Raw genomic sequence first — 25,921 nt, 5'->3', positions numbered from 1 at the left:
TCAAAGTCCTGTCGTTCGCGTTAGACTAAACACCTAAAATTTTCGTTTTTTTGCATCTAAGGAGTATTGGATGAAACTGATCAGATCGGTGCATCAGGTGGCGGCCGCTTTGGCTTGTGTAGGATTGATGTCGGGCGCTGCAGTTCATGCGCAATCTGTATCGGTATCGTCGATTGTGGAACATCCGGCTCTGGACGCCATTAAGGATGGAGTACACAAAGCGCTGACCGATGCTGGTTATAACGAAGCCTCCGGCTTCAAATGGCAGTTTCAGACCGCCCAGGGCAATCCGGCGATTGCCGCTCAGATCGCTCGTAAATTCGTCGGTGACAAGGCTGACGTGATTGTGGCCATTTCCACTCCTTCGGCGCAGGCCGTGGTGTCGGCAACCAAGACTATCCCTGTGGTGTACTCGGCCGTGACCGATCCTGTGGTGGCACACCTGGTGCCCAGCATGGCACCGTCGGGCACCAACGTGACAGGCGTGTCCGATGCGCTGGCACTGGAAGCCCAGGTGGATCTGATCAAGAAAGTCGTGCCTGATGCCAAGCGCGTGGGTATGGTTTACAACCCTGGCGAAGCCAACTCCGCCGTGGTCGTTAAAGAAATGAAAGAATTGCTGCCCAAGCACGGCATGACGCTGGTGGAAGCCACCGCGCCTCGTACCGTGGACGTGGGGGCGGCTGCTCGTAGCCTGGTGGGCAAGGTCGATGTGATCTACACCAATACCGACAATAACGTGGTGTCGGCCTACGAGTCCCTGGTAAAAGTAGGCGTGGACGCCAAAGTGCCTTTGATCGCTTCGGACACCGACAGTGTGGCCCGTGGTGCTATCGCAGCTCTGGGCGTGAACTACTACAACCTGGGTCTGCAGACCGGTCAACAGGTCATCCGTATTCTGAAGGGTGAAAAACCCGGTGATATGGCTTCTGAAACCAGCAGCAATCTGGAACTGTATGTCAATCCGGGCGCTGCCAAGCGCCAAGGCGTTTCGCTTAACGAGGACTTCGTGAAGTCCGCAACAAAAATCGTCGAATAAGCCTGATTTGACTGCTTCTTGCAGGTGGGTTGCCACAAGCTGCCCGCCTGTTTCTTTTGTATCCTAGACGTCCAACAATATGTCTATTTATTCAATGTGGGGGGCCCTGGAGATTGGTCTGATTTTCGGACTGGTTGCTCTGGGTGTTCTGATTTCTTTTCGCATCCTGCGATTTCCTGACCTGACGGTCGATGGTAGTTTTCCTTTGGGTGGGGCGGTTGCCGCCATCCTGATCAGCCAGGGCAATGATCCTTTCCTGGCGACTGTAGTGGCCACCTTTGCAGGCGCCATTGCCGGCACCATTACCGGCTGGTTGAACGTACGCCTGAAAATCATGGATCTGCTGGCCAGTATCCTGATGATGATCGCCTTGTATTCCATCAACCTGCGCATCATGGGCCGTCCCAATGTGCCCCTGATCATGGAGCCGACGGTCTTCACGATTCTGCAGCCCGAATCCATCGCTGACTATATTGCTCGTCCCTTGATGCTGATTGGGTTGGTAATCATTGCCAAACTGGCGCTGGATTGGTTTTTCGGTACGCAAACTGGCCTGGCCATGCGCGCTACCGGCGCCAATGCCCGTATGGCCCGTGCTCAAGGCGTGGCAACTGGCAATATGCTTTTGCTGGGCATGGCCATTTCCAATGCCCTGGTCGCCTTGGCCGGTGCCTTGTTTGCACAATCGCAGGGTGGGGCGGATATCTCCATGGGCATCGGGACCATCGTGATTGGTCTGGCTGCCGTGATTGTGGGTGAAAGCATCTTGCCCGCACGCAAACTGTTCTACGCCACCTTGGCCGTGGTGCTGGGTGCGATTCTGTACCGCTTCTTTATTGCTTTGGCTCTGAATGCCGATGTGATCGGCCTGAAAGCGCAGGACTTGAACCTGGTCACCGCTTTGCTGGTTACCGTGGCACTGGTGATTCCATTGCTCAAGAAAAAGCGTGCTCGTAAACAGAAGGGGGCCCAGTAATGTTAGAAGCAAAAGATCTGTCCCTGACATTTAATCCAGGTACGCCCATTGAAACCCGTGCCTTGCGCGGTTTGTCCCTGACCATTCCGGAAGGGCAGTTCGTGACCGTGATCGGTTCCAACGGTGCGGGCAAGTCTACTTTTCTGAATGCGATCTCGGGCGACCAGTCTGTTGATGATGGCCAAATCATGATCGACAAGGTAGACGTGACTCGCCGCCCGGTCTGGGAGCGAGCCAATTGGGTCGCACGTGTGTTTCAGGATCCGATGGCCGGGACCTGTGAAGATCTGACCATTGAAGAAAATATGGCGCTGGCCACCTGCCGTGGCAGCCGCCGTGGGCTGAGCCGTGCCGTGCGTCACTCCATGCGCGCTGAATTTGCAGAGCGTCTGGAAACCTTGGGTCTGGGTCTGGAAAACCGTCTGACAGACCGCATCGGTTTGTTGTCCGGTGGCCAACGTCAGGCCGTCAGCCTGTTGATGGCGGCCTTGCGTCCTTCCAAGATCTTGCTGCTGGACGAGCATACGGCTGCGCTGGACCCGCGTACGGCTGACTTTGTTTTGCAACTGACCAATCGTATTGTGCGTGAAGGTGGCCTGACCACCATGATGGTCACGCACAGTATGCGTCAGGCTCTGGATGTGGGTGATCGCACGGTCATGTTGCACCAGGGCAAGGTGGTGCTGGATGTCAGTGGTGAACAGCGTCAAGGCCTGGATGTGCGAGATCTGCTGGAGATGTTCGAGCGGGTTCGGGGCGAGACTTTAGCCGACGATAGTTTATTGCTAGGTTAGAAAGCACTATCCCGGATTTGGAAAACCGCGTGAACTCTAGGGGTTAAACGCGGTTTTTTTATATTCAAAAAACCCTAGGTATATGATAATACGTGTTCTTTTGGCATAGGCAGACAGCGGAGCGGGTGCAAGGGGGTAGCTGGCTAATCGTAGTCGCCAAATAATGGCAGGATCGAAATGAGTCTCATCGCAAATTTTCCTGTTTGATTTGCGCTTTTTCGACATATACTTGCTGCTTGTCCAAACCATACAATCCAGTCAGTTTAAGCGTTAAACTCCCATGCAACGCTTAGCTCAGGAGTTCTTCATGTCATTTCAAAGCTTGTTGGGTCGGCAGACTTTTCGTATTGCTGCCTTCTCTTCCTTGGTTCTGCTCGCCGCTTGCGGCAACAAAGAGCCTCAAGCTCCGGCCGGCGGGATGAAGGTCCCGGTCAGTGTGATTACCGTCCAACCGACTTCTACCGAGTTGTTCTCCGAGCTGCCTGGACGAGTCGAAGCAATTAAAGATGCACAAATCCGCGCCCGTGTTTCCGGGATTGTGGAAGAGATCAACTTTGAGCAGGGCGCTGATGTCAAACAAGACCAGCTCTTGTTTACCATTGACCCGGCTCCGTACCGTGCAGTTCGTAATCAGGCTGCAGCCCAGCTGAAAAACGCCCAGGCTGACGCACAAAGTGCCAAGCAATTGGCGCAGCGTTACGAGCGTCTGATCAAGGAAAATGCGGTTTCCCGCCAGGATTACGACAACGCCAAGGCCCGCGCCATGCAGGCCGATGCCGCCATTGCCGCTGCACAGGCGACCCTGGACAGCGCCAATATTGATCTGGGCTACACCAAGATTGTGTCGCCCGTGTCGGGCCGTATCGGCAAGTCCCTGGTTACCGAAGGTGCTCTGGTTTCTGCCGCCAACGCCACCCATATGGCCACCGTGCAGCAACTGGACCGTGTCTATATTGATGTGACGCGTTCCACCGCTGAGCTGACGCAACTGCGTCGTGCCATGGCTGCTGGTACGTTGAAGTCGGCTGGTGAAGGCCAGGCCAAAGCCAAGGCCGTGCTGGAAGATGGCTCCCTTTATGATCAAGATGGCGTTTTGCTGTTTAGCGGTGTCAGCGTGGATCCTTCCACTTCGCAAGTAACCTTGCGTGCCGTGTTCCCGAACCCTGATGAAATTCTCTTGCCCGGTATGTACGTACGCGTTCGTCTGGAACAAGGTGTGATTCCGGATGCCTTGCTGGTGCCCGCGCAAGCTGTTCAGTACACCGCGGATGGTGCCTCTAATCTTTACATAGTTCGCGAAGACAAGGCTCAGTCTGTACCGGTTGTACTGGGGGCTGAGAACGATGGTCAGTACGTGGTGAACAAAGGCTTGCAAGCCGGCGACCAGATCATTGTCGAAGGCTTCCAGAAAATCCGCCCCGGTGCCCCCGTCCAGGCGATTCCTTGGAAGGGCAACAAACCCGATGCAGCACCTGCTCCTGACGCGGCCCCCGCACAGGAACCGGCCGCCGCTGCTGAGCCAAACGAAGCCAAGTCTAGCGAGTAAGCGACATGCCTCAGTTTTTTATTGAAAGGCCCATTTTTGCATGGGTCGTTGCCTTGGCGATCACGCTATTTGGCTTATTGGCTTTGCCCAATTTGCCAGTAGCGCAGTATCCCGATGTGGCACCCCCTTCGGTCACCATTCGGGCGACCTATCCAGGCGCAACGGCGGAAGACGTCGCCAGCACGGTAGCCAGTGTGATCGAAGATCAGTTGAACGGTGCCAAAGGCCTGCTGTATTACGAGTCCGTCAGTGACTCCTACGGCTCGACCGAAATCACCGCTACTTTCCGTCCTGGCACCAATCCTGACATGGCTCAGGTGGACGTCCAGAACCGGGTCAGCAACATTACCGCGTCCTTGCCGACGGCAGTTATGGAGCAAGGTCTGCATGTCGAACAGTCCAGTACCGGTTTTCTGCTGGTGGCTACCCTGTCGTCGACAGACGGCAGCATGGACCAGACTGCTTTAGCTGATTACATCGAGCGCAATATCAAGAACACGATTTCTCGTGTTCCTGGCGTGGCTCGATTCCAGCTATTTGCTTCGGGTCGGGCAATGCGCGTTTGGTTGGATCCTGCCAAGTTAGTGGGCTTCCAGATGAGCCCCTCAGACGTTACTACGGCGATTCGTCAGCAGAACATGCTGGTGTCGGCTGGTATTTTGGGCGGCCCTCCTAATCCGGACAGTCAACGAGTAGCTGCGCCTATTACGGTGAATGGTCAACTGCAAACGGTCGAAGAGTTTGAAAATATCATTCTGCGCTCGCAGCCTGATGGTTCGACCGTGCGCATTAAAGATGTCGCGCGTGTGGAAGTGGGGGCAGATAACTATCAGTTTGGCGCTCGTCTGAATAGTAAGCCTACGGCCGCTTTTGCTATTTCCTTATTGCCTGAGGCTAACGCCTTGGATACCGCAGCGGCTATTAAGGTCGAAATGGAAAAACTGTCGGAGTTTTTCCCCCAAAACGTACGTTACGATATTCCTTACGACACTTCGCCCTACGTGGATAAGTCCATTACACAGGTGGTGTACACCTTGCTGGAAGCCATGGTGCTGGTATTTATCGTGATGTACGTGTTTCTGCAGAACGTACGCTATACGGTAATTCCCGCATTGGTAGTGCCAGTGGCGATTTTGGGTGCGTTCGCGGTAATGCAGGTGTTAGGCATGTCTGTGAACGTGCTCACCATGTTTGCGATGGTGTTAGCCATTGGTATTTTGGTGGACGACGCGATCGTGGTGGTGGAGAACGTCGAACGTATCATGGTCGAGGAGGGGATCTCTCCTAAGGAAGCCACCAAGAAAGCTATGCCGCAGATTAGTGGCGCTATTGTCGGTATTACCTTGGTGTTGTCGGCGGTTTTCCTGCCCTTGGCATTTATGTCTGGCTCGGTGGGTGTGATCTACCGGCAGTTCTCGGTTGCCATGGCGGTGTCAATTGGCTTTTCCGGGCTTTTGGCATTGACATTTACTCCTGCCTTGTGCGCAACCTTGCTTAAACCGATTCCAAAGGGTCATCACGAAACCAAGCGCGGTTTCTTTGGCTGGTTTAATCGTGTTTTTACCAGTACCACCAACGGCTACGAGAGCTTTATCGGTAAGACTCTGCGTCGTGGTGGCCGGATGATGTTCATCTACCTGATCATGGTGCTGGTGTTGGGCTTCCTGTACATGCGCATGCCGACCGCGTTTTTGCCCGAAGAAGATCAGGGCTACGTGATTGCTAACATCGAGCTGCCAGCCGGTTCGACGGCCAACCGTACAATTGAAACCATCTCCGCGGTAGAGAACTACTTCAAGGAGCAGCCTCAGGTTGAAAATATCATTGCCGTTCAGGGCTTCAGCTTTAACGGTAGTGGTTTGAACTCGGCTATTGCCTTTGTGCCCTTGAAAGACTTCAACGAACGTAAAGGCAAGGAAAACTCGGCTCAAGCCATTTCAGGCAAGGCCATGGGCCAATTGCTGTTCGGTCTGCCTGATTCCATGGTGATTGCGATCGTGCCGCCCGCTATCTCTGCTCTGGGTAACTCCTCGGGTATTGATATGCGGTTGGAGGACCGTTCTGGCATGGGGCACGACGCTTTGATGGCAGCCGCCGACCAACTATTGAGTTTGGCCAAGCAAAGTCCTGTGTTTGACCCGCAAAGCGTGCGTATCACTGGCTTAGGACCTGGCAAGCAGATCCGTCTGGAAATTGATCGTGAAAAAGCGGCTGCTTTGGGTGTCAACTTCAATGAGGCATCTGCCTTGATTGCTGGCTCTTTAGGTTCGTCCTTTGTGGGCAAATTCACTAACCAAGGTCGTGTACAGAGTGTTTGGGTGCAAGCCGATGCGCCATATCGCATGACTATTGATGATGTGCTCAAGCTCAATGCTCGCAACAGCGAAGGCAAGATGGTCCCGCTTTCGGCTTTTGTCACTCAGACGACAGAGCAGGGGCCGGTACAGATTGTGCGCTATAACAGTTACGAATCCGTCCGCATCAGTGGTGGTCCTGCTCCTGGCTATACCTCGGGTCAAGCCATGGAGGAAATGGAAAATCTGATGAAGCAATTGCCCAATGGATTAGGGGTGGACTGGACTGGCTTGTCTTATCAAGAGCGTCAGGCTGCTGGTCAGTCAGGTATCTTGCTGAGCTTGGCTGTACTGGTTGTGTTCATGATCCTGGCCGCCTTGTATGAAAGCTGGGCTATCCCGCTATCAGTGATGCTGGCTGTGCCGTTGGGCATGTTGGGCTCAGTGCTGCTGGTCTCTGGTTTGGGAATGCCTAATGACGTGTATTTCCAGGTCAGTATCGTGACGGTGATCGGTCTATCAGCAAAGAACGCAATTCTGATCGTTGAGTTTGCCAAAGATGCTTACGCACGTGGTGCAACCTTGGTTGACGCAACGTTGGAGGCCGCCCGCTTACGTTTCCGGCCGATTTTGATGACTTCGTTCGCCTTTGTGTTGGGTGTGGCTCCTCTAGCTGTGTCTACAGGTGCTGGGGCGGCAGGTCAAAATGCCGTGGGTTTGGGTGTGCTAGGGGGCATGATCGCGGCCACACCTCTCTCGGTTCTTTTGGTGCCGACCTTCTTTGTCGTGATCCTTAAGCTCTTTAAAACCAAACCTCGTCTGTTTGGCGAAGCCGCCCGATTGCACGAGGAAGAACAGGCCAAACAAGCTGCACAGCCGGCCGGTTCGCAAGGAGGACAGCACTGATGTCTAGCATGTTTTTACGTAGCCCCTTGGTGCTGGCCGTGGCGTTTGCCTTGTCGGCTTGCTCCTTGGCACCGAAGTACGAGCGTCCTGATTCCCCTGTGCCTGCACAATTCCCTCTGGCCCAGCAGGGCCAGGCGGATGCGGCACAGGCTGCTGATCTGGGCTGGCGTGAATTCTTTACGGATCCGCGTCTGCATGCCCTGATCGAGCAGGCTCTGGAGAATAACCGCGATCTGCGTATTGCCACCCAGCGCATCGAGGAAGCTCGCGCGCAATACGGCGTGGCACGCAGTGACCAGTTGCCCAGCATTGGTGTGCAGGCGGCCGAGCAGGCCACCCACACACCGGCTGAACTGCGTCCAGGTGGCCCAAATTCGGCCCCCGTAACCCGTACGTTCCAGGCCGGTGTCGGTATCACTGCTTTCGAGCTGGACTTCTTTGGTCGAGTGCGTGATCTGGCCCGTGCTGCTCAAGAACAGTACTTTGCCACCGAGCAGGCTCAACGTACCGCCCATATCGCCCTGGTGGCGGGCACCGCCGAAGCCTACTTCAAGGTGCGTACGGCCGAAGAACTGCATGCTTTGATGAGCAATACCTTGCGCAGCCGTCAAGAGACATTGCGCCTGGTGCAGTCTTCTTACGATGCCGGTACGGTGTCGGCGCTGGACCTGAACCAGGCCAAGGTGCAATACAACACCGTGCGTTCCGATATGCAGGCTGTCGAGCGTGATCGTCAGCGTGCACTCAATGCCTTGCAGGTTTTGTTGGGCGGTGAAATACCGGCTGACTTGCCAGCAGGCTTGCCCTTTACCCGTGCTCAGCTGATGCCTAGCTTGCCTGTAGGGTTGTCGGCCGAGTTGCTGGAGCGTCGTCCTGACATCCTGGCCGCCGAGCACGTCTTGCGTGGTTCCAACTACAGCATCGGTGCAGCACGCGCTGCTTTTTTCCCGCGTCTGAGCCTGACCGGTCTGCTGGGCTTCATGAGCCCCGAGCTGGGTGGTCTGTTCAGTTCGGGTAACCGTTACTGGCAGTTCCAGCCGCAAATTACCATGCCGCTGCTCTCGGGCAGTACCTGGGCCAATCTGGATCTGGCCGAGGCTCGTCGTGACATTGCGATCAGCCAGTATGAAAAAACCATTCAGGAAGCCTTCCGCGAAGTGGCTGATGCTCTGGCGGGCGAAGCCACCTACGGTCAGCAGATCGACGCCTTGCAAGAGGTTGATCAGGCTGCCAGCGAAAGCTTGCGTCTGGCCAAGCTGCGTTACGAAGTGGGTATAGACAGCTTCCTGCAGGTGCAAACGGCGGAAGTCAGCCTGTACGGTACGCGTCAAGCCTATATTCAGACTGGCTTGGCATCCCTGATGAACCGGGTCGAGTTGTACAAGGCTTTGGGTGGCGGCTGGACAGCTGAAACCGTCAAGCCTGAAACAAAGACCCAGGCCACTGGGACAGCACCGGAGTAAACAGGCGATAATACGTCTGGTCATTCATCCCTGAAACTACGGAGGTCCTTGGGGAATGTTAGAACTGGGCGTCAATATCGATCATGTGGCGACGCTGCGCCAGCAGCGTCTGACCACATACCCTGATCCAATTCAGGCCGCTTTGCGAGCAGAAGAAGCCGGAGCGGACCTGATCACCTTACATCTGCGTGAAGACCGGCGTCATATTCAGGATGCCGACGTCGAGGCCCTGCGCCCCGTACTGCGTACCCGGATGAATCTGGAATGCGCCATCACCACCGAAATGCTGGACATTGCCTGCCGTATCAAACCGGACGATGTCTGCCTGGTTCCCGAACACCGTGCTGAACTGACGACCGAAGGTGGTCTGGATGTGGTCGGTCATCTGGACCAGGTCAAGGCTGCTGTGCAGCAATTGCAGGCTGCCGGTATTCGCGTTTCGCTGTTCATTGATGCCGACCCGGCGCAAATCCGAGCCGCCAGCGACGTGGGTGCCACCGTGATCGAACTGCACACCGGCACCTATGCGGATGCTCAAACGCCCGAGCAGGCCGCCAGCGAACTGGAACGTATCCGTGCCGGTATTGCTCAAGGTGTGTCGCAAGGTCTGCGTGTGAATGCGGGTCATGGCCTGCACTACGGCAACGTACAAGCGATTGCCGCCTTGCCGGGGCTGACGGAGCTTAATATTGGTCACGCCATTGTTGCCCAGGCTGTCTTTGACGGTTGGGAAAAAGCCGTGCGCGACATGAAAGCCCTGCTGGTGCAAGCGGGCGCTCCTGCTCAAGCCTGACTGAGCCCTGCCATCTGGGCAGGGCACTCTTAACTGATTCTGGAAGCACTATGAGTACCATTGATTCCCTATTGTCCCGCCGCTCCATCAAGCTGGTGCAAGGCCCCGGGCCGAACGAGCAAGAGCTGGACCTGATTTTGCGCGCTGCCATGGTCGCTCCTGACCATGGTCGTTTGCAGCCTTGGCGCTTTTGCCTGATCCGCGGTGAAAACGTGCAGGCTCTGGGCGAACTGGCCATTGCCGCCAATGAGCGCGCCGGTAATCCCTTGACCGAGCAGAAAGCTGCCAGCGTCCGCGCCTGGCTGGCCAAAGTGCCCATGCTGATTGCTGTAGCCAGCCACATCGATCATGGTGAAGAAAAAATCCCTGAACTGGAGCGTGTCCTGGCAACGGGCGCAGCCGTCAGCAATATGCTGCATGCTGCTCACCAGTTGGGCTTTGGTGCTTTCTGGAGCACTGGCCTGGGCACCTATGGTGAAGAAGTTCCTGAAGCCCTGGGCTTCGATTCCCTGGATTACCAGTTCCTGGGCTTTGTGTCGGTGGGCACGCCTATTCACAATCTGGGTCCTGCCCAGCGTCCCGAGCCACAAAAGTTTGTGACGGAGTGGCAAGCTGCTTGAGTCTGGCTGATGATGAACCGGTTCTAAAATAGCGCTGTTTCCATGGCATCACCCGGAGTGGTGATTGCTTTGGAACGTTTTAAATAGCCTGAATCCTTTCTGGATTCGGGCTTTTTTTGTGCCCTAGGGTTTGTACTGATAGGCATGAACCTAACCACGCTTTTATTATTATTCCATACATTAGAATGACATTCCGTTAAACGGAATATAAACAGGAAAATGATGAAACAAGTCAGCACACAGCACTTGATGCTTCCCGATGGGGCCGAACTGCATTACGCAGAAATTGGGCAGCCCAGCGCATCTCGTCCATCCGTGCTCATGCTGCACTCCCTGTTTTTCAATGGAGGCATGTTCCTGCCCGTGATTCAGGCGTTGCAAAACGAATGGCACATTATTTGCCCGGATCATCGTAATCAGGGCTTGAGCACCGCAGGCCAGAAGCCCGCCACCATGCATCAGTTGGCACAGGACTACGCGTTCCTGGCCCAAGCACTGCGGATTTCTTCCTTGCATGTAGTGGGTAGCTCGATGGGAGGTTACGTGGCTCAGGAGCTGATGCAGCGCGCACCTCAGTTGGTCCGTTCTGCTGTCCTGTCTTGCTGCACCTCGATGGCAGAACAGCAGAAAGAGCGCTTTGACCAACTGGAAGCGCAACTGCGTCGGGATGGCGGCGCACCCTATGTCTCGGCCTTGCTGCAAACCATGTTTGGAGACGCCTTTCTGGCAAGCACAGACCTTGCTGCTCAGGCTCAGCAGGAGCAGTGGCGCGACTACTTCACACATTTGCCTCCCAGCATTGCCCACTCAGTCAATGGCGTGTTTGCCCGTCCTGACTATCAGTCTCTTTTGGCAGGCAATACCACCCCTCATTTGTTGATCAGCGGTGCTTTGGACAGAGCTAAAAAGCCCGCTGATATGGAGCATATGCACAGCTTGCTTCCACACAGCACACATACGGTATTTGAGCAGTCCGGTCACACGGCGCCGGTTGAAGTGCCCGAAGCCTTCGCACTGCAAATTGAGAATTTTTGGAATCAAGTTAATTAATGCTGCAAGGATTAATTCATGCCAGTTACTGAATCTACTGAGCTGCCGACGGCGATGGCTTTCGGTGCAAATGCACAGCCGATACGAGATATTGCGTCAGACCAGGCTAGCCAGTTTGTTATTGAAGATGGAGCGGTCTTGTTGCGTGGCAGCCAGAGCCGTTCCAGCGGCAGCAAGGCTTTTCCTGTCCGTGAAGTGTGTATGGAAACGGGTGCTCGAGACATGCAAGACATGTTTTTTGGCCCATTTGGAAAGCTCTACAGTTTTTCCACCATTTATGTTTCCGCGTCGCGTCCCACGCCTTACACCTTGGGATATGTAGATTTTCCTAACGGAGTTCGTGTTTTGGCACACGTACGTTGTGAAGACCTGAGCGCCTTGTATTGCGATATGCCTGTCAGTACTGCCACCGATGGCAATGACTGGTTTGTAACTCCTATGTCGGCGGAGAAGTAAGGTGAGTGAAGCATATGTAGTCGGTGCGGCCATGATTCCCATGGCTCGTCATAAAGAATCCAGCTATACCGGTTTGGCCTTGCCCGCAATCCTTAACGCGATGGCCAGTGCCGGTGTACAGGCTCAGGATATTGATGCTGTTGTTTGCGGCCACGCCTTTGGTGGCATGTTGACGGGACAGCGTCTGGTCAAGGAAATCGGTATTGGTACAGTGCCTGTCGTCAATTGCGATAACGCCTGCTCGGGTGGGGCCACGGCCATTCACTTGGCGTGGAAAGATATCCAGGCTGGTCGACACGATATCGTGCTGGTGATCGGTGTGGACAAGCTGACGCAGTTTGGCGGAGGCACCTTGCCTTTGGTGCAGGAGGATCCCGAGGTCCAGCAGGGCTTGGTGATGCCTGCAGTGTATGGCATGCGTGCTCGTCGTTACCTGCATGAACGCAATCTGGGGCCAGAAGTTCTGGCGCAAGTCTCCATCAAGGCTCGCACACACAGTAAACATAATCCCTATGCACAGTATCGTGATCCGCTGACGGTGGAACAGGTGCTGGCATCTCGTCCTATTTGTGACCCGCTGACCTTGCTGCAATGTTGCCCTACGGGTGACGGCGCGGCAGCCTTGATCATGGTGTCCGAGCGTGCCCTGAAACGCTTGCAGAAACCTGCCATGCGGGTCGCTGCGTCGGTGCTGCATTCCGGTCAGGCGACCAGCGGTTTTCGCGACATGACTCGTCCCGAGATTTCGGCGGAATCCGCCCGCGACGCCTACAAGATGGCGGGGATTACAGCCAAGGATCTGGATGCGGTTGAGCTGCATGACGCGTTTACAATCGCCGAACTTATTTATTACGAAGCACTAGGTTTGTGTGAGGTCGGGCAGTCTGCTCAGTTTCTGCTGGATGGCCGTAGTACCTACGGCGGTGATGTGGTGGTGAACCCCAGTGGCGGTTTGCTGGCCAAGGGTCACCCAGTGGGAGCAAGCGGTGTGGCCCAAGCCGTGGAAATGTACTGGCAACTGACACACCAAGCCGGAGAACGTCAGGTTCCTGATGCTCGCTACGCCATGACTCACGTCACGGGTGGCGGTATTGCGGGCCTTGATCATGGTGCTTGTGCAATCCATATTTTTGAAGCCCAGATATGACCACACAAAACACGTCCACCTCTACTAGTTCAACCGGAACCGTAAGCCGTGCGCTTCAGTTATTGGCTGTCTTGGCAGAGTCCAACGGCCCGGTAACCGTCAAGCAAGTGTCCGAGCAAATGGGCCTGGCCCCTTCAACAGCTCACCGCTTGCTGAATCTGCTGCGTAAAGATGATTTTGTTGCGGTGGTCAGTGGTGGAAGTGGTTTGTACAGCATTGGGCCTGAATTTTATCGAGTAGCGGCGCAAGTGATGAGCGCTGAATCCAAGCCTGCATTGGCACAAAAATCGCTGGACGAGATTGCTTCCGAGTTCAACGAGACGGTCCTGTTTGGCACGTATGCCGTCAGCGAGTCGGCCATGAGTTTTGCCGCCATCGCACGAGGCGAGCACAAGCTGCAATATCAGATTGATTTGCACAAGCCCATGTCCCTGGTTTGGGGGGCTTCCGGCAAGGCTATTTTGGCGTATCTGGATCAGGACACGATAGAGCGTGTGCATGCCAAGGCCGAGACCTCTCCGGCGCAAGATGCACCTTTGCCTGCTTTGGAGTCGCTCCTGGCAGAGCTGAGCGAAGTGCGCCAGAACGGCTATGCCCACAGCATGAGCGAGAAGTTGCCTGATGCACGTGGGGTTGCTGCACCTGTTTTTGATAACCACGGCATTGTGGGCTGTATTTGTTTGACTATGCCCACCACCCGTGTGCCCAGCGCAGGTTTGAGTGCCATTACCGCTGCCGTTATTCATCATGCCGAAAAACTGTCCGAGATGTTCGGATACCGACATAGAAAAACCAAATTATGAGTCATACCGCTACCGCGCAGCCCCTGGCAGGCTATAAGGTCATCGACCTCACTACCTTTTTGTCCGGCCCCTTCTGCACACAAGTGCTGGGGGATCTGGGGGCTGAAGTGGTCAAGATCGAGGCACCGGAAGGTGACTCCAGTCGCAGTATTCCCCCCCATTTCGTGGGTGAGGATAGTGCTTACTATCTGAGTATTAATCGCAATAAAAGCAGTTTGGCGGTAAATCTGAAAACCGCTGAAGGGCTGGACCTGGTTCGACAACTGATCCTGAAAGCGGATGTGGTTGTGGAAAATTACCGCCCGGGCGTGGCGGCCCGTCTGGGCCTGGACCCACAAGCCTTGTGTGAAGAACACCCCGGTCTGGTCTGGGCGTCCATTAGTGGTTTTGGGCAAACCGGCCCGGACCGTGACAAACCTGCTTACGACATGATTGTGCAAGCCTTGTCAGGCGTCATGAGCCTGACCGGCGAAGAAGGCAGACCAGCCGTACGTTTGGGCATTCCAGCCGGTGATACGGTCGCTGGCTTGTACGCGACTATCGCCATCAATGCCGCCCTGGCCGACAGGGAACGTACCGGTAAAGGCCGGATTGTGGATGTGGCGATGCTGGATTGCCAGTTGGCCATGCTGTCTTATCAAAGTGCCTATGCCTTGATTGCGGGAGTGACGCCCGCTCCCCAGGGGGCCAAGCATGACTCTATTCCTACCTACCGCTCTTTCCGGGGAGGTGATGGCCGCGAGTTGGTGGTGACGGCCAATACCGAGAGAATGTGGCAAGGCTTGTGTCGTGTACTGGGCCTGGAGTCGCTCCTTGATGATGAACGCTTCCAGACTGGTGCCAGTCGCCTGAAAAACAAACATGCCTTGTGGGAGCAGCTTGAAAGCGCTTTCGCGACACAGGCGGCTGCTTATTGGATTCCACTATTGGAAGAACACAGTGTCCCGGTTGCGCTGATCCAGTCCGTGCCAGAGGCATTGGCACATGCACGCGATTCAGAACGCAGCATGATTCTGGCCCTTCAAAATGAAGATCACAGTATTGAGGTCGTTGGAAACCCCATCAAATTTGTGGGCGCCGAAGCCACTCCATCTCGTTTCCCTCCCAGGAAGGGCGAGGATGATGCACGCGTGTTGGGTGAGTGGTTAAGCCTGTCTGCTGAGGCCGTGTCGTCTTTACAAAGTAAAGGCGTTTTGTTGAACAGCACGTGTAGCCAAGCATGACGACCCCATTGGCCAGGCTTCCCTACCCTGGGTCCTTGCTCGTTGCGCAGAAGGGCACGAGCGGCGATGAATGTGTCATTGCCTTGCACTCCATCGGGGTTGATGCGCGTTCCTTTAACGCACTGTTCAGCCACTTGGCTGCCGATTATCCGTGTCTGAGTTACGACCTGCGAGGCCATGGCTCGGCCGCTGCGTTATCGCAGTTTGACCTGGATACCTTGGTGGACGATGCCGTCAAGGTGGTGGAATCCTGCCTTTTTGACAAGGTTCATTTGCTGGGGCATTCGATTGGTGGGGTGATTGCGGCGTTGGCAGCGGCCAGGCTGGACGATCGTCCCTCTAAAAAGGTGCAAAGCCTGAGCATTGTCGCCAGCCCGCCAATGGGCTTGGCGGTCTTTGGTGAGCGGGCCCAGGCCATGCAGCATGAAAGTCGTCAAACCATTGTAGAGACCACCATGCAGCGCTGGTTTGGTGGCCTGGAGACCAGCCCTGAGCTAGCCCAGGCCATGCAGTACGCAGAGCAACAGCTCAGCCTGGTTCCGGTGCAGACATTGCTGAGCAGTTGGCAAAGTCTTGCCCAGTTTTCCGGGTACGGTGAGCTGGCGGCGCACTTGCCGGCCACTTTGCTGCTGACGGGCAGTCAGGATCTGTCTACGCCCGCCAGTGCCATGCAGATCATCCTGGATGCCTTGCACAAGGCGGGCAGGACACAGACAGCCTTGCACATTCTTGATGGGGGAGGGCACATGTTGCCGCTGACCCCGCCCGATACCTTGATGGCCTTGTTATTGGCGCATTTCAAGGCATCTGGCACCACACATTTTCGCTAGGAACGCTTATGTCAGACTTTACAGGCCGAATTGTTGTTGTCACAGGTGCCGCAGCAGGCATAGGCCAGGCTGTATGCCAGCACCTGCTGGAACTGGGCGCCATTGTTGGCGGCATTGACCGTCAGCCTGAGGGCATCCCGGAAGGGGTTACGGCTTTGATTGCCGATGTGACCGATCAGGAGTCCTTGAATCGAGCGCTGGCCGGGTTTGCCCAGGAACAGGGTCGTATTGATGTCTTGGTCAACAACGCCGGTGTGAGCTTTGTGGGCACGATAGAAGATGGCAGTGACGAAGACTGGCTGCGGATTTTTAACATCAACGTGCTGGGCTATATGCGTAGTACGCGTGCGTGTTTGCCGTATTTGCGTCAGTCGAAAAATGCTGTGATCGTCAATATGTCTTCCTGCACCGCGATCAATGGTTTGCCCGAGCGTGCGCTGTATTCAGCCAGCAAAGGGGCGATCCAGTCCATGACGCTGGCCATGTCCGCCGATTTGATTGCCGAGCAGATTCGCGTAGTGGGCATTGCCCCCGCCACCGTAGACACCCCCTTCATGACCGAGCTGGCCAATCGCACTAGCGATCCGGTGGCCAAGCGCAATGAGTTTCACCGTCGCCAACCCACCGGGCAAATGGTACAGCCCGAGGAGGTGGCTCGCCTGGTTGCCCACGTTGCCCATCCGGGTGCGCTGTCCTACACCGGCACCATCATCAATATTGATGGTGGTATGGCTACCTTGCGTATGCCTGCCTGAACACATTCATACCCATACCAATCAAAGAAGGAACTATCGTGAGATTTGAAAATAAAACCGTGATTATCACCGGAGCGGGCCAAGGGATTGGTCGTGCCTACGCGCAAGAATTTGCCAAGGCAGGTGCTGCGGTGGTGGTTGCTGATTTGAACATCGAAAAAGCACAGGCTGTTGCAGCAGAAATTCAGGCAGAAAATGGTCAGGCCCTGGCCGTCAAAGTTGATGTGTCCGATGACAAGAGTACGGCCGAGATGGTTGCGCAGGCAGTCAAAGCCTTCGGCACAGTAGACGTGCTGATTAACAATGCGGCCGTTTTCTCGACTCTGAAAATGAAGCCATTTGAAGAAATCGACGCAGACGAGTGGGACTTTGTGATGGGCGTTAATGCCCGTGGTGTCTTTAACTGCATCAAGGCGGTATCGCCCTTCATGAAGCAACAGCAAAGCGGCAAGATCATCAATATTTCCTCCAGCGTTGTGGTTACGGGCCGTGCGAATTACGCGCACTACGTGGCCTCCAAAGGGGCGGTTGTCGCTTTGACCCGCGCCCTGGCTACCGAGCTGGGTGAATACTGCATCAACGTCAATGCCATCAGCCCGCACGGCATTGTGACCGAAGTGCCACGCGACACCATTCGTCCAGAGCAATGGGACGCCATCATCGCTGCCCAAACCCTGAAGCGCAAAGGGGATGTCAGCGACATGATCGGCGCCACCATGTTCCTGGCTTCCGATGAAAGCAAATACATCACTGGTCAGACACTGAATGTGGATGCTGGTCTGCGTTTTAACTAATTCCACTTGGCAAGAGGCTTCCAAACATGAGTGCACATAACTTCACCATCACCCGTTCTTCCAACCGCAAACACCTTATCGCTGTGATTGATGGCCCGAACATGTCGAGCCTGGGTAAGCGCAGCAAAAAAGTCTATGGAAACATTCAGTCCCTGGACGCGCTCAAGGAGTGTGTGCGCAACTTTGGTGAGCAGTTGGGTGTAGAGGTAGAAAGTTTTTCATCCAACCACATGGGCGATATTTTGGAATACATCCACGAGTCCGCTCATCGGGTAGATGGCTACCTGATCAATCCCGCTGGCCTGACCACGATTGGGGAAGGTGTGCGTCATGCCCTGGAAGACACTGAGTTGCCCGTGATGGAAGTTCACTTCTCGAATATTGCTGCAAGTGCAGGCGCGGCCCGTGGTTTGGGCGGTGGCAGCATTCAGTCCAGCTTCACCCATACCGCTACTGGCATTTGCATGGGCATGCGTCATTACAGCTATCTGGCTGCCCTGACCGCCATGACCCTGGCTCTGGATGATCAGAGCTTCTTGGGCCGTCCTTCAGGTCAGTAGTCCACCTCTTTTCATATAACGATTAATACGGAGGAAGACATGAAAAAGTTTTCTCTACTCGCTACCGTTTTTGCCGCTGTTGGCTTGTTCAGCAGTGTTGCCGCTCAGGCAGAAATTAAACCCGTTACGCTGAAGTTTGCGCATATTTATGCTGCCCAGGACCACTGGGGGCAAACAGCAGAGCGCTTCAAGGCTGCTGTTGAAGAGCGTTCGGGCGGGAAAATCAAGATCAATATCGACGCCAATGGCTTGACCGGTGACTGGCCCCAGTCCATCGAAGGTTTGCGCATGGGTACCAACCACATTGTGCTGCAAAGTGTAGGAGCACTGGACCGCTATGCAAAATCGGCTGGTGTCGAAGCTTACCCCTACCTGATTCGCGATATGGATCACTACCGTGCGGTTTATACCGGCCCAGTCGGCCAGGAACTGTATGACCAGATCGCCAAGGAAAGCGGGTTCAAGCTGGTGGGGGCGGCCTATCGTGGCGCTCGCTACCTGACCTCGAACCGGGTGATTCAAAACCCGGACGATTTGCATGGCCTGAAAATGCGTGTCCCACCACTGCGCATGTATCGCAGCACCTGGACCACGCTGGGTGCCAGCCCGGTGCCGATGGGCATGGCTGAGCTGTTCACTTCCCTGCAGCACGGCATGATTGATGGTCAGGAAAACCCCCTGGAAGTGATCAAGAACGTCAATCTGTTCGAGGTTCAAAAGAACGTGGCTGAAACCCAGCACACCATCGGCGCCATGACCTTGATCTACTCGGACGCCTACTTCAAGAAATTGCCTGAGGAAACACGTCAGATTCTGCAGGAAGAGGGCGAGCGTGTCATGAAGGAAGCCACGGATCGCATGATCGTGGAAGAAGAAAACATGAAGCAGTTTCTGATCGGAAAAGGCATGGCATTTAACGCGGTCGACCGCGAAGCCTTTGCGACCAAGATTAAAGCCATGGATGCAGAGTTCCCCGAGCTGCAGGTTTGGCTGGATAAAATCCGCGCCGTTCAATAATGAAAAGATCGGGACATGCGTCACCCTCATGTCCCGACCCCACAGGTAAAAGTTATGACAACTAACAACGTACCGACCAAAACAGAAAATTGGGCCGATAAAAGCGCGTCTGTTATTGAAAAGGCGCTGGATTGGATTATCGGCAGCATGATGTTTGTGATGTGTGCGGTTATTGCATGGCAGATCTTCTCTCGCTACGTCCTGAAAGATATGTCCTCCTGGAGTGAGGAAGTTGCTCGCTTCTTGATGGTCTGGATTTCCTTGCTGGGCAGTGCAGCGGTATTGCGCCGCAGTGGTCACGTGACAGTCACGATCTTTCTGGACCACATCTCAAGCAAGCTCAAACGACGCGTCTTGATTATTCGCGACCTGCTGATGCTGGCGACCTTGCTCAGCATCACCTACTACGGTTGGGAGTTTGCGCAAATCAACGCGGTTCAGCTCTCGGCAGCGATGGATATCCCCATGTCCTGGGTCTATGCGTCCCTGTGGCTGGGAATGGGCTTGTGCGTGGTGATTTTGCTGTTAATCCGCTTGGGCAGTCAGCCTGATTGGACATCTGGCAGCATCGACGAGCACCCCTAAGTACGGAAAACACTTTTTATGATCACCGTAACCTTAATTACCCTTCTGACGCTCATTCTCATGCTGATTGGCATGCCGATCGGCTTTGCCATCACGGCGGGCGTTCTGGCTGCTTTGGTGGCACTGGGTGATATCAGCTTGATGGCGGTTCCTCAGCAATTGTTCAGCGGACTGGACAGTTTTTCCTTGCTGGCCATTCCGTTCTTTGTTCTGGCCGGTAGCCTGATGACCTCCGGTGGCCTGACCAGTCGACTGCTGGATTTTGCCAATGCCTTGTTGGGCCGTTTCAAAGGTGGCCTGGCCATGAGCGGCGTGCTGGCCTCGGGCATGTTTGCCGGGATCTCCGGCTCGGCCGTGGCAGATACCAGTGCTCTGGGCCGTATCATGATTCCTGCCATGATCCGCTCTGGCTATCCACCCGGTTTTGCGGGCGGCGTCATTGCAGCCGCGAACGTGGTGGCTCCCATCATCCCGCCTTCCATCCCATTTATTGTGGTGGCCGTACTGACAGGCCAGTCCATCACGACCTTGTTCTTGGCCGGTGTGGTACCAGGCATTCTGTATATGCTGTCCATGCTGGTGATGAGCTGGTGGATCAGCAAGCGTAATAATTTCCCAACGCAAGGCAAAGCCTCAGGCCGGGAAATCTGGATTACCTTTAAGAACTCGGCCTTTGCCTTGTTGCTGCCAGTCTTTATTCTGGGCGGCATTCGCAGCGGTATTTTCAACATTACCGAAGCGGCCATCATGGCGGTGATTTATGCCTTGGTCGTCGGGACGCTGGTGTACCGTCAGATCACCTGGAAAATCTTTGTAGATAGCCTGGTTGGCGCCGCTCATACCACCGCTGTGATCATGATCATCGTTGCAGCAGCGCGTGTCTTTAGCTGGCTGTTGGCGTATGTCAGTATTCCCGAAGCCATTTCAGCTTTTGTTTTGGAAAACATCAGCAACCCGCTTGTGTTCCTGCTGTTCGTCAATGTGCTGTTGCTGATCGTGGGTATGTTCCTGGAAACCAACGCCGCCCTGGTGATGTTGATTCCTGTGCTCTATCCCATTGCGATGAAGCTGGGGATTGATCCGACTCACTTTACCGTGGTTGCCGTCGTGAACCTGTGTATTGGTCTGATTACACCACCAGCCGGTTTGTGCCTGAATATTTCGTCCTTGCTGGCTCGTATCTCGTTGGAGCGGGGTGTGGTGGGGATTGCTCCCTTCCTGTTCACGGCCTTGCTGGTACTCATTATCTTGACCCTGTTCCCGCAAGTGTCGGTGTGGCTGCCTAATGTGGTGGCTGGTTCTTAGCCTATTTGGAGATTTGGCACGATGCCGCTGCCTCTCAAGCCTTCTGGAAGGTTTGAGAGGCATTTTTTTTACCGCTTTGTTTAAGAGATTCGGGGGAGTATGCCGACGAGCGGGGCACGTGTCTGGAGGAGCCCGCGCTCAGGCTGTGGTTTTTACCGACCCGGAGCAATGGCCGCCTTCCAAACCATCCAGGATGGGGCAATCAGGATGCTGGTCCCCCTGGCATTGTTCAGCCAGCACACGCAGCTTGGCGGCCATGTCCAGCAGCAGGGCCGCGCGGCTTTCCAGATCCTTGATATGTGCCTGAGCCAGTTGCTTGACCTCGCTGCTGGGACGCTGCTGGTCGCGCCACAGGCTGGTCAACTGCTGAATGTCCGCCAGATTGAAACCCAGGTCCTTGGCGCGAACAATAAAGTGCAAGGTATCCAGGTCCTGATCCTGGTAGACGCGGTAGCCATTGGGGGCACGGTCACTATTCACGAGTCCCAGATCTTCATAGTGCCGGATCATTTTGGGTGTCAGGCCGGTTACGCGGGCCGCTTCACTAATCAGCATGGGCTTTCCTCGGGCAGTGCAAGGGGACTGCGTTATGATTGAAAGAGTCAATTCTGCACATTGTAGAACGGGTGGTCGGGCAGGTCATCAGGCCCCTGATTGCCTTAGTATGGACTCAAGGAGCGGTTATGAAAGAAATTCAGTGTGATGTTGCCGTGATTGGAGCGGGGACAGCAGGCATGACAGCGTATCGTACGGCTAAACGTGCCGGTAAACGAACGCTGATGATTGAATCAGGCCCCTATGGCACCATGTGCGCACGTGTTGGCTGCATGCCATCCAAGTTGCTGATCGCAGCAGCGGACGCTGCCCATCATGCCCGCCATACCGCTCCTTTCGGTGTTCACGTAGACGGCAATATCCGCATTGAAGGCAAAGAGGTCATGGATCGCGTGCGTCGCGAGCGGGATCGCTTTGTGCAATTTGTGGTGGACGATGTGGAAGGCTTTGATGCCGAAGACAAAGTGCGTGGTCATGCCCGCTTTGTGTCCGAGCATGTGCTGGAAGTGGATGACCATACCCGTATCACCGCAGGGCACGTGATTATCGCCACTGGCTCTACACCCGTGCGCCCCAAGGAGCTGGAGCCGCTGGGGGCTTTGCTGATCAATAACGAGGATGTTTTTGACTGGACGGATTTGCCGGAAAGCGTGCTGGTTGTCGGTACGGGCGTGATTGGCCTGGAGTTGGGTCAGGCGCTGGCGCGTGTGGGCGTGAAGGTGTCCATTATCAACCGCAGCCAGAGCCTGGCTGGGCTTTCGGATCCCGAAGTGCGTGAAGCCGGACGGGCGATTTTCAATCAGGAACTGAACATTCGCGCTGACGTAACCGTGTTGGGCAGCGAAGTCGTCAATGGCAAGGCGCGCGTGCGCTTGCAGGTGGATGGCAAGGAACTGGTCGAGGATTACGACTACGTTCTCGGCGCCGCAGGCCGCAGACCACAGTTGGATAATTTGGGGCTGGACAATACCCCTGCACAGTGGGATAGCAAAGGACGAGTAGTGTATGACCCTGCCAGCCTGCAGCTGAAAGGCACTTCTATTTATCTGGCCGGTGATGTGAACCAGCGTGCGCCTATCTTGCACGAGGCAGCGGATGATGGTCGTCTGGCCGCTTTGCAGGCCGTCAGCAATGGCCAGGACGAGCCCATGGCGCGTCGTGCGCGCATGGCAGTGATGTTCACGGATCCACAGGTGGCCGTGGTTGGCACGCCCTTTAAATCCCTGCCAGAAGGCGCGGTGACAGGGAGTGTGAACTTCGGCAATCAGGGCCGTGCCCGCGTGATGCTGGTCAACCGTGGCTTGTTGCACGTTTATGCGGACAAGGCGGGCAAGTTTCTGGGGGCCGAGATGGTGGGGCCTCAAGCTGAACATATTGCTCACTTGCTGGCCTGGTCCTTGCAGATGGGACTGACGCTGGATCAGATGCTGGCCATGCCGTTCTACCATCCCGTATTGGAAGAGGGCTTGCGTACGGCCTTGCGCGGTGCGCAATCTGCTTTGCGAGGCAAATAAGTCAGCCTGCACGGGTTTGATCCCGTTTTCGGGCTCTGGCCCCGAGAGTCCTGACCCTTTATGTGAGCTGCCCGCCAAAAGTTGGACATTGATCCGACCTTTGGCGGGCAGTTTGATTTTCAGGGTGCTTTTATTATTTGGCGGCGTTTTGTAGATGCTGCGCGGTGGTCGCCTCGGTTACCGGGTCATTTTCCAATGCGCCCAGCAAGGAATGCAGCAGGCCGGGAAAGCGGTCCTCCAGATCGTCCTTGCGCAGCGACAGCAGGTTTTCTCGTCCAGAAGGTCGTTGCCAGATTACGCCGCTATCACGCAGGACGCGCCAGTGATGCGTCATGGTGGATTTGGTTTGGCCTTGCAGTAGCGAGCCACAGGCGCGTTCGCCTTCGGAGGCCAAAGCACGCACAACGGCCAGACGCAAGGGATTGCCCAGGGCAGTCAGTACATTTTCCAAGCGAATCTGTGCGCGCTCGGGATGATTGGGAAGCATATCGAGTCCTGTCATTATTCGTCGCGGTGATTGTACCTGTGTCCACGTACCGTTTTCGCGCTGTGGTGTGGATGCACGACGCGTGGAAAAAATCTTGTTAATAGTACGATTGTAGGCGTACTATCTGATTGTTATCAACCACTGAAACAACAGGAGCCCAGGTGCCTTGCACCGCAAGGCAGGACGACTCCAAGGACAATCATCATGGCTCGCCATACACCCATCACTCGCTATCGGAACATCGGTATCTCGGCGCATATTGACGCTGGCAAAACCACCACGACCGAGCGCATTCTTTTCTACACCGGCGTCAGTCACAAGCTGGGGGAAGTGCATGACGGGGCGGCCACGATGGACTGGATGAGCCAGGAGCAGGAGCGTGGCATCACCATTACCTCGGCGGCCACCACCTGCTTTTGGCGAGGCATGGATGGCTCGCTGCCCGAGCACCGCATCAATATCATCGACACCCCCGGCCACGTGGATTTCACCATCGAGGTTGAACGCTCCATGCGCGTGCTGGACGGCGCGGTCATGGTGTATGACGCGGTCGGTGGGGTACAGCCGCAATCTGAAACGGTTTGGCGTCAGGCCAACAAGTACAAGGTTCCGCGCCTGGCCTTCGTCAACAAGATGGACCGCGTCGGGGCGGATTTCTTTCGCGTACGTCAGATGATGATGGACCGCCTCAAGGCCAATCCCGTGCCTGTGGTGATTCCTATGGGGGCTGAAGATGGCTTCAAGGGCGTGATCGACCTGCGTTTGATGAAAGCGATTGTGTGGGACGAGGCCTCTCAGGGCATGAAGTTCAGTTTTGAGGACATCCCTGCGGATTTGCTCGCTGCGGCCAGGCAATGGCGCGAGCGTATGCTGGAAGCGGCGGCCGAAGCCAATGAAGAGCTGATGAATCAGTACCTGGAAACGGGTGATCTGAGCGTGGCCCAGATTACGTTGGGCCTGCGCTTGCGCACTATTGCTGGGGAGATTCAGCCCATGCTGTGTGGCTCGGCCTTCAAGAACAAGGGTGTGCAACGCATGCTGGATGCGGTGGTGGAACTGCTGCCTTCTCCCGTAGATGTGCCTGCAGTGCAAGGCGTGGACGAGGCTGGCGAAATCGTCACTCGCCAATCTGACGACAATGAGAAGTTCTCGGCATTGGCCTTCAAGCTGATGACGGACCCGTATGTCGGCCAGTTAACCTTTGTGCGTGTGTATTCCGGTGTGCTGGCCAAGGGCGATAGCGTCTATATTCCCGGCCGTGGCAAGAAAGAGCGTATTGGCCGGATTGTGCAGATGCATGCCAATGACAGGCATGAAGTCGATGAACTGCACGCCGGTGATATTGCCGCCTGCGTTGGCCTGAAAGAGGTCAGCACAGGGGAAACCTTGTGTGATCCTTCGGCCATTATCACCCTGGAGCGCATGGAGTTTCCCGAGCCGGTGATTCGTCAGGCTGTGGAGCCCAAGACCAAATCCGATCAGGAAAAGATGGGGATTGCGCTCTCGCGCCTGGCTTCTGAAGATCCGTCCTTCCGTGTCAGCACGGACGAGGAGTCGGGCCAGACGATTATTGGCGGTATGGGCGAGCTGCATCTGGAGATCATTGTGGATCGCATGAAGCGCGAGTTCGGCGTGGAAGCGAATGTGGGCAAACCACAAGTGGCCTACCGCGAAACCATCAGCAAGACCGTGCGCGATGTCGAAGGCAAGTTTGTGCGTCAATCTGGCGGTAAAGGACAGTACGGCCATGTGGTCTTCACTCTGGAGCCGCAAGAGGCGGGCAAGGGCTTTGAGTTTGTCGACGCCATCAAGGGCGGGGTGGTTCCGCGTGAATACATTCCGGCGGTGGAAAAAGGCGTGCTGGAGGCCCTGAACAGTGGTGTGCTGGCGGGCTATCCCGTGGTGGATGTGAAAGTGACACTGACCTTCGGTTCTTACCACGACGTGGACTCGTCCGAGCAAGCCTTCAAGATGGCGGCGATCTTTGGTTTCAAGGAAGCGGCCAAACAGGCGTCACCCGTGATCCTGGAGCCCATGATGGCGGTGGAAGTGGAAACGCCTGAGGACTATGCTGGCAATGTGATGGGGGATCTGTCCAGCCGTCGTGGCATGGTGCAGGGTATGGATGACATGGTGGGAGCGGGCAAGCTGATCAAGGCGGAAGTGCCTTTGTCCGAGATGTTTGGCTATGCCACTACGCTGCGTTCCATGTCCCAGGGCCGTGCAACGTACAGCATGGAGTTCAAACGCTACGCGGAAGTGCCCAAGTCCATGGTGCAGGATCTGGTGGCTGAACGTCAGAGCACACGACACGGAGGCTGATACCAAAGGGGGCGGGTGTTCCTGTGTCTAACCAGGCACGGGAACACCCGCCCCGATGCTTTGCCTGTTGTTGTGTTGAGGGCGCTG

24 protein-coding genes are annotated in these 25,921 nt (G+C 55.5%); 22 read left to right on the top strand and 2 right to left on the bottom strand.

The window, feature by feature from the left end; translation table 11 throughout:
• Nucleotides 1-127 precede the first annotated feature (127 nt).
• The 20 genes from NIZ92_RS10570 to NIZ92_RS10475 all read left to right on the top strand — a co-directional run bounded on the left by NIZ92_RS10570 (nucleotide 128) and on the right by NIZ92_RS10475 (nucleotide 20,956).
• Nucleotides 128-1,039 carry an ABC transporter substrate-binding protein gene (locus NIZ92_RS10570; RefSeq protein WP_223254123.1) on the top strand — a complete coding sequence of 304 codons (912 nt, stop codon included), beginning with the start codon at nucleotides 128-130 and terminating at the stop codon, nucleotides 1,037-1,039.
• Between the two features lie 79 nt (nucleotides 1,040-1,118).
• Nucleotides 1,119-2,015 (top strand): ABC transporter permease, encoded by an 897-nt coding sequence (locus NIZ92_RS10565; protein WP_009457079.1) that lies wholly within the window; start codon nucleotides 1,119-1,121, stop codon nucleotides 2,013-2,015.
• Nucleotides 2,015-2,809: an ABC transporter ATP-binding protein gene (locus NIZ92_RS10560; RefSeq protein WP_009457077.1), complete on the top strand. Its 795-nt coding sequence runs from the start codon at nucleotides 2,015-2,017 to the stop codon at nucleotides 2,807-2,809. The genes NIZ92_RS10565 and NIZ92_RS10560 overlap by 1 nt, the downstream gene beginning before the upstream one ends.
• 307 nt (nucleotides 2,810-3,116) lie before the next feature.
• A complete protein-coding gene (locus NIZ92_RS10555; RefSeq protein ID WP_035271764.1) occupies nucleotides 3,117-4,355 on the top strand; it encodes an efflux RND transporter periplasmic adaptor subunit in 1,239 nt (412 codons plus the stop codon).
• Nucleotides 4,356-4,360: 5 nt separating this feature from the next.
• On the top strand, nucleotides 4,361-7,555 hold the full coding sequence (locus NIZ92_RS10550; RefSeq protein WP_035271761.1) for an efflux RND transporter permease subunit: 3,195 nt from the start codon (nucleotides 4,361-4,363) through the stop codon (nucleotides 7,553-7,555).
• Nucleotides 7,555-9,018 (top strand): efflux transporter outer membrane subunit, encoded by a 1,464-nt coding sequence (locus NIZ92_RS10545; protein ID WP_060185131.1) that lies wholly within the window; start codon nucleotides 7,555-7,557, stop codon nucleotides 9,016-9,018. Before NIZ92_RS10550 ends, NIZ92_RS10545 begins: the two co-directional genes overlap by 1 nt.
• A 55-nt stretch (nucleotides 9,019-9,073) precedes the next feature.
• Nucleotides 9,074-9,811: a pyridoxine 5'-phosphate synthase gene (gene pdxJ / locus NIZ92_RS10540; protein ID WP_009457072.1), complete on the top strand. Its 738-nt coding sequence runs from the start codon at nucleotides 9,074-9,076 to the stop codon at nucleotides 9,809-9,811.
• Between the two features lie 50 nt (nucleotides 9,812-9,861).
• Entirely contained in the window at nucleotides 9,862-10,431 is a 570-nt protein-coding gene (locus NIZ92_RS10535; RefSeq protein ID WP_042480868.1) for a nitroreductase, read from the top strand.
• Between the two features lie 219 nt (nucleotides 10,432-10,650).
• On the top strand, nucleotides 10,651-11,481 hold the full coding sequence (locus NIZ92_RS10530; protein ID WP_088450113.1) for an alpha/beta fold hydrolase: 831 nt from the start codon (nucleotides 10,651-10,653) through the stop codon (nucleotides 11,479-11,481).
• A gap of 18 nt (nucleotides 11,482-11,499) precedes the next feature.
• Nucleotides 11,500-11,937: a Zn-ribbon domain-containing OB-fold protein gene (locus NIZ92_RS10525; RefSeq protein ID WP_060185129.1), complete on the top strand. Its 438-nt coding sequence runs from the start codon at nucleotides 11,500-11,502 to the stop codon at nucleotides 11,935-11,937.
• 1 nt (nucleotide 11,938) lies between these two features.
• Nucleotides 11,939-13,084 (top strand): thiolase family protein, encoded by a 1,146-nt coding sequence (locus NIZ92_RS10520; protein ID WP_254001893.1) that lies wholly within the window; start codon nucleotides 11,939-11,941, stop codon nucleotides 13,082-13,084.
• Nucleotides 13,081-13,887 carry an IclR family transcriptional regulator gene (locus tag NIZ92_RS10515; protein WP_254001892.1) on the top strand — a complete coding sequence of 269 codons (807 nt, stop codon included), beginning with the start codon at nucleotides 13,081-13,083 and terminating at the stop codon, nucleotides 13,885-13,887. The genes NIZ92_RS10520 and NIZ92_RS10515 overlap by 4 nt, the downstream gene beginning before the upstream one ends.
• Nucleotides 13,884-15,110, top strand: a complete 1,227-nt coding sequence (locus NIZ92_RS10510; RefSeq protein WP_254001891.1) for a CaiB/BaiF CoA-transferase family protein — start codon at nucleotides 13,884-13,886, stop codon at nucleotides 15,108-15,110. Before NIZ92_RS10515 ends, NIZ92_RS10510 begins: the two co-directional genes overlap by 4 nt.
• Nucleotides 15,107-15,940 carry an alpha/beta fold hydrolase gene (locus NIZ92_RS10505; protein WP_254001890.1) on the top strand — a complete coding sequence of 278 codons (834 nt, stop codon included), beginning with the start codon at nucleotides 15,107-15,109 and terminating at the stop codon, nucleotides 15,938-15,940. The genes NIZ92_RS10510 and NIZ92_RS10505 overlap by 4 nt, the downstream gene beginning before the upstream one ends.
• Nucleotides 15,941-15,948: 8 nt before the next feature.
• Nucleotides 15,949-16,695 carry an SDR family NAD(P)-dependent oxidoreductase gene (locus tag NIZ92_RS10500; RefSeq protein WP_125304422.1) on the top strand — a complete coding sequence of 249 codons (747 nt, stop codon included), beginning with the start codon at nucleotides 15,949-15,951 and terminating at the stop codon, nucleotides 16,693-16,695.
• 38 nt (nucleotides 16,696-16,733) lie between these two features.
• A complete protein-coding gene (locus NIZ92_RS10495; protein ID WP_042480846.1) occupies nucleotides 16,734-17,489 on the top strand; it encodes an SDR family NAD(P)-dependent oxidoreductase in 756 nt (251 codons plus the stop codon).
• Between the two features lie 26 nt (nucleotides 17,490-17,515).
• On the top strand, nucleotides 17,516-18,049 hold the full coding sequence (locus NIZ92_RS10490; RefSeq protein WP_254001889.1) for a type II 3-dehydroquinate dehydratase: 534 nt from the start codon (nucleotides 17,516-17,518) through the stop codon (nucleotides 18,047-18,049).
• Nucleotides 18,050-18,088: 39 nt separating this feature from the next.
• Entirely contained in the window at nucleotides 18,089-19,066 is a 978-nt protein-coding gene (locus NIZ92_RS10485) for a TRAP transporter substrate-binding protein (protein WP_045929919.1), read from the top strand.
• 54 nt (nucleotides 19,067-19,120) lie between these two features.
• Nucleotides 19,121-19,651 (top strand): TRAP transporter small permease, encoded by a 531-nt coding sequence (locus NIZ92_RS10480; RefSeq protein ID WP_045929918.1) that lies wholly within the window; start codon nucleotides 19,121-19,123, stop codon nucleotides 19,649-19,651.
• Nucleotides 19,652-19,669: 18 nt separating this feature from the next.
• Complete coding sequence (locus NIZ92_RS10475) at nucleotides 19,670-20,956, top strand: TRAP transporter large permease (protein ID WP_088450107.1); 1,287 nt, start codon at nucleotides 19,670-19,672, stop codon at nucleotides 20,954-20,956.
• A 138-nt stretch (nucleotides 20,957-21,094) separates the two neighbouring features.
• Here NIZ92_RS10475 and NIZ92_RS10470 read toward each other — a convergent pair whose 3' ends face one another.
• Nucleotides 21,095-21,511, bottom strand: a complete 417-nt coding sequence (locus NIZ92_RS10470; protein WP_254001888.1) for a MerR family transcriptional regulator — start codon at nucleotides 21,509-21,511, stop codon at nucleotides 21,095-21,097.
• A 128-nt stretch (nucleotides 21,512-21,639) separates the two neighbouring features.
• Here NIZ92_RS10470 and NIZ92_RS10465 point away from each other — a divergent pair, with 128 nt between their 5' ends.
• Nucleotides 21,640-23,025: a dihydrolipoyl dehydrogenase gene (locus NIZ92_RS10465; protein WP_115633741.1), complete on the top strand. Its 1,386-nt coding sequence runs from the start codon at nucleotides 21,640-21,642 to the stop codon at nucleotides 23,023-23,025.
• A 133-nt stretch (nucleotides 23,026-23,158) separates the two neighbouring features.
• Here the strand turns inward: NIZ92_RS10465 and NIZ92_RS10460 are convergent, their stop codons facing one another.
• Entirely contained in the window at nucleotides 23,159-23,512 is a 354-nt protein-coding gene (locus NIZ92_RS10460; protein ID WP_035271750.1) for a helix-turn-helix transcriptional regulator, read from the bottom strand.
• Between the two features lie 204 nt (nucleotides 23,513-23,716).
• On the opposite strand from NIZ92_RS10460, the gene fusA reads away from it, so the two are divergent.
• Nucleotides 23,717-25,834: an elongation factor G gene (gene fusA, locus NIZ92_RS10455; RefSeq protein ID WP_254001887.1), complete on the top strand. Its 2,118-nt coding sequence runs from the start codon at nucleotides 23,717-23,719 to the stop codon at nucleotides 25,832-25,834.
• Nucleotides 25,835-25,921 lie beyond the last annotated feature (87 nt).

This window comes from Alcaligenes sp. 1735tsa3, assembly GCF_024134565.1.
Classification (GTDB): Bacteria; Pseudomonadota; Gammaproteobacteria; order Burkholderiales; family Burkholderiaceae_B; genus Alcaligenes; species Alcaligenes phenolicus.
Note: the sequence above shows the minus strand (reverse complement) of the source record. Positions and strands in the feature narration are given on the sequence as shown.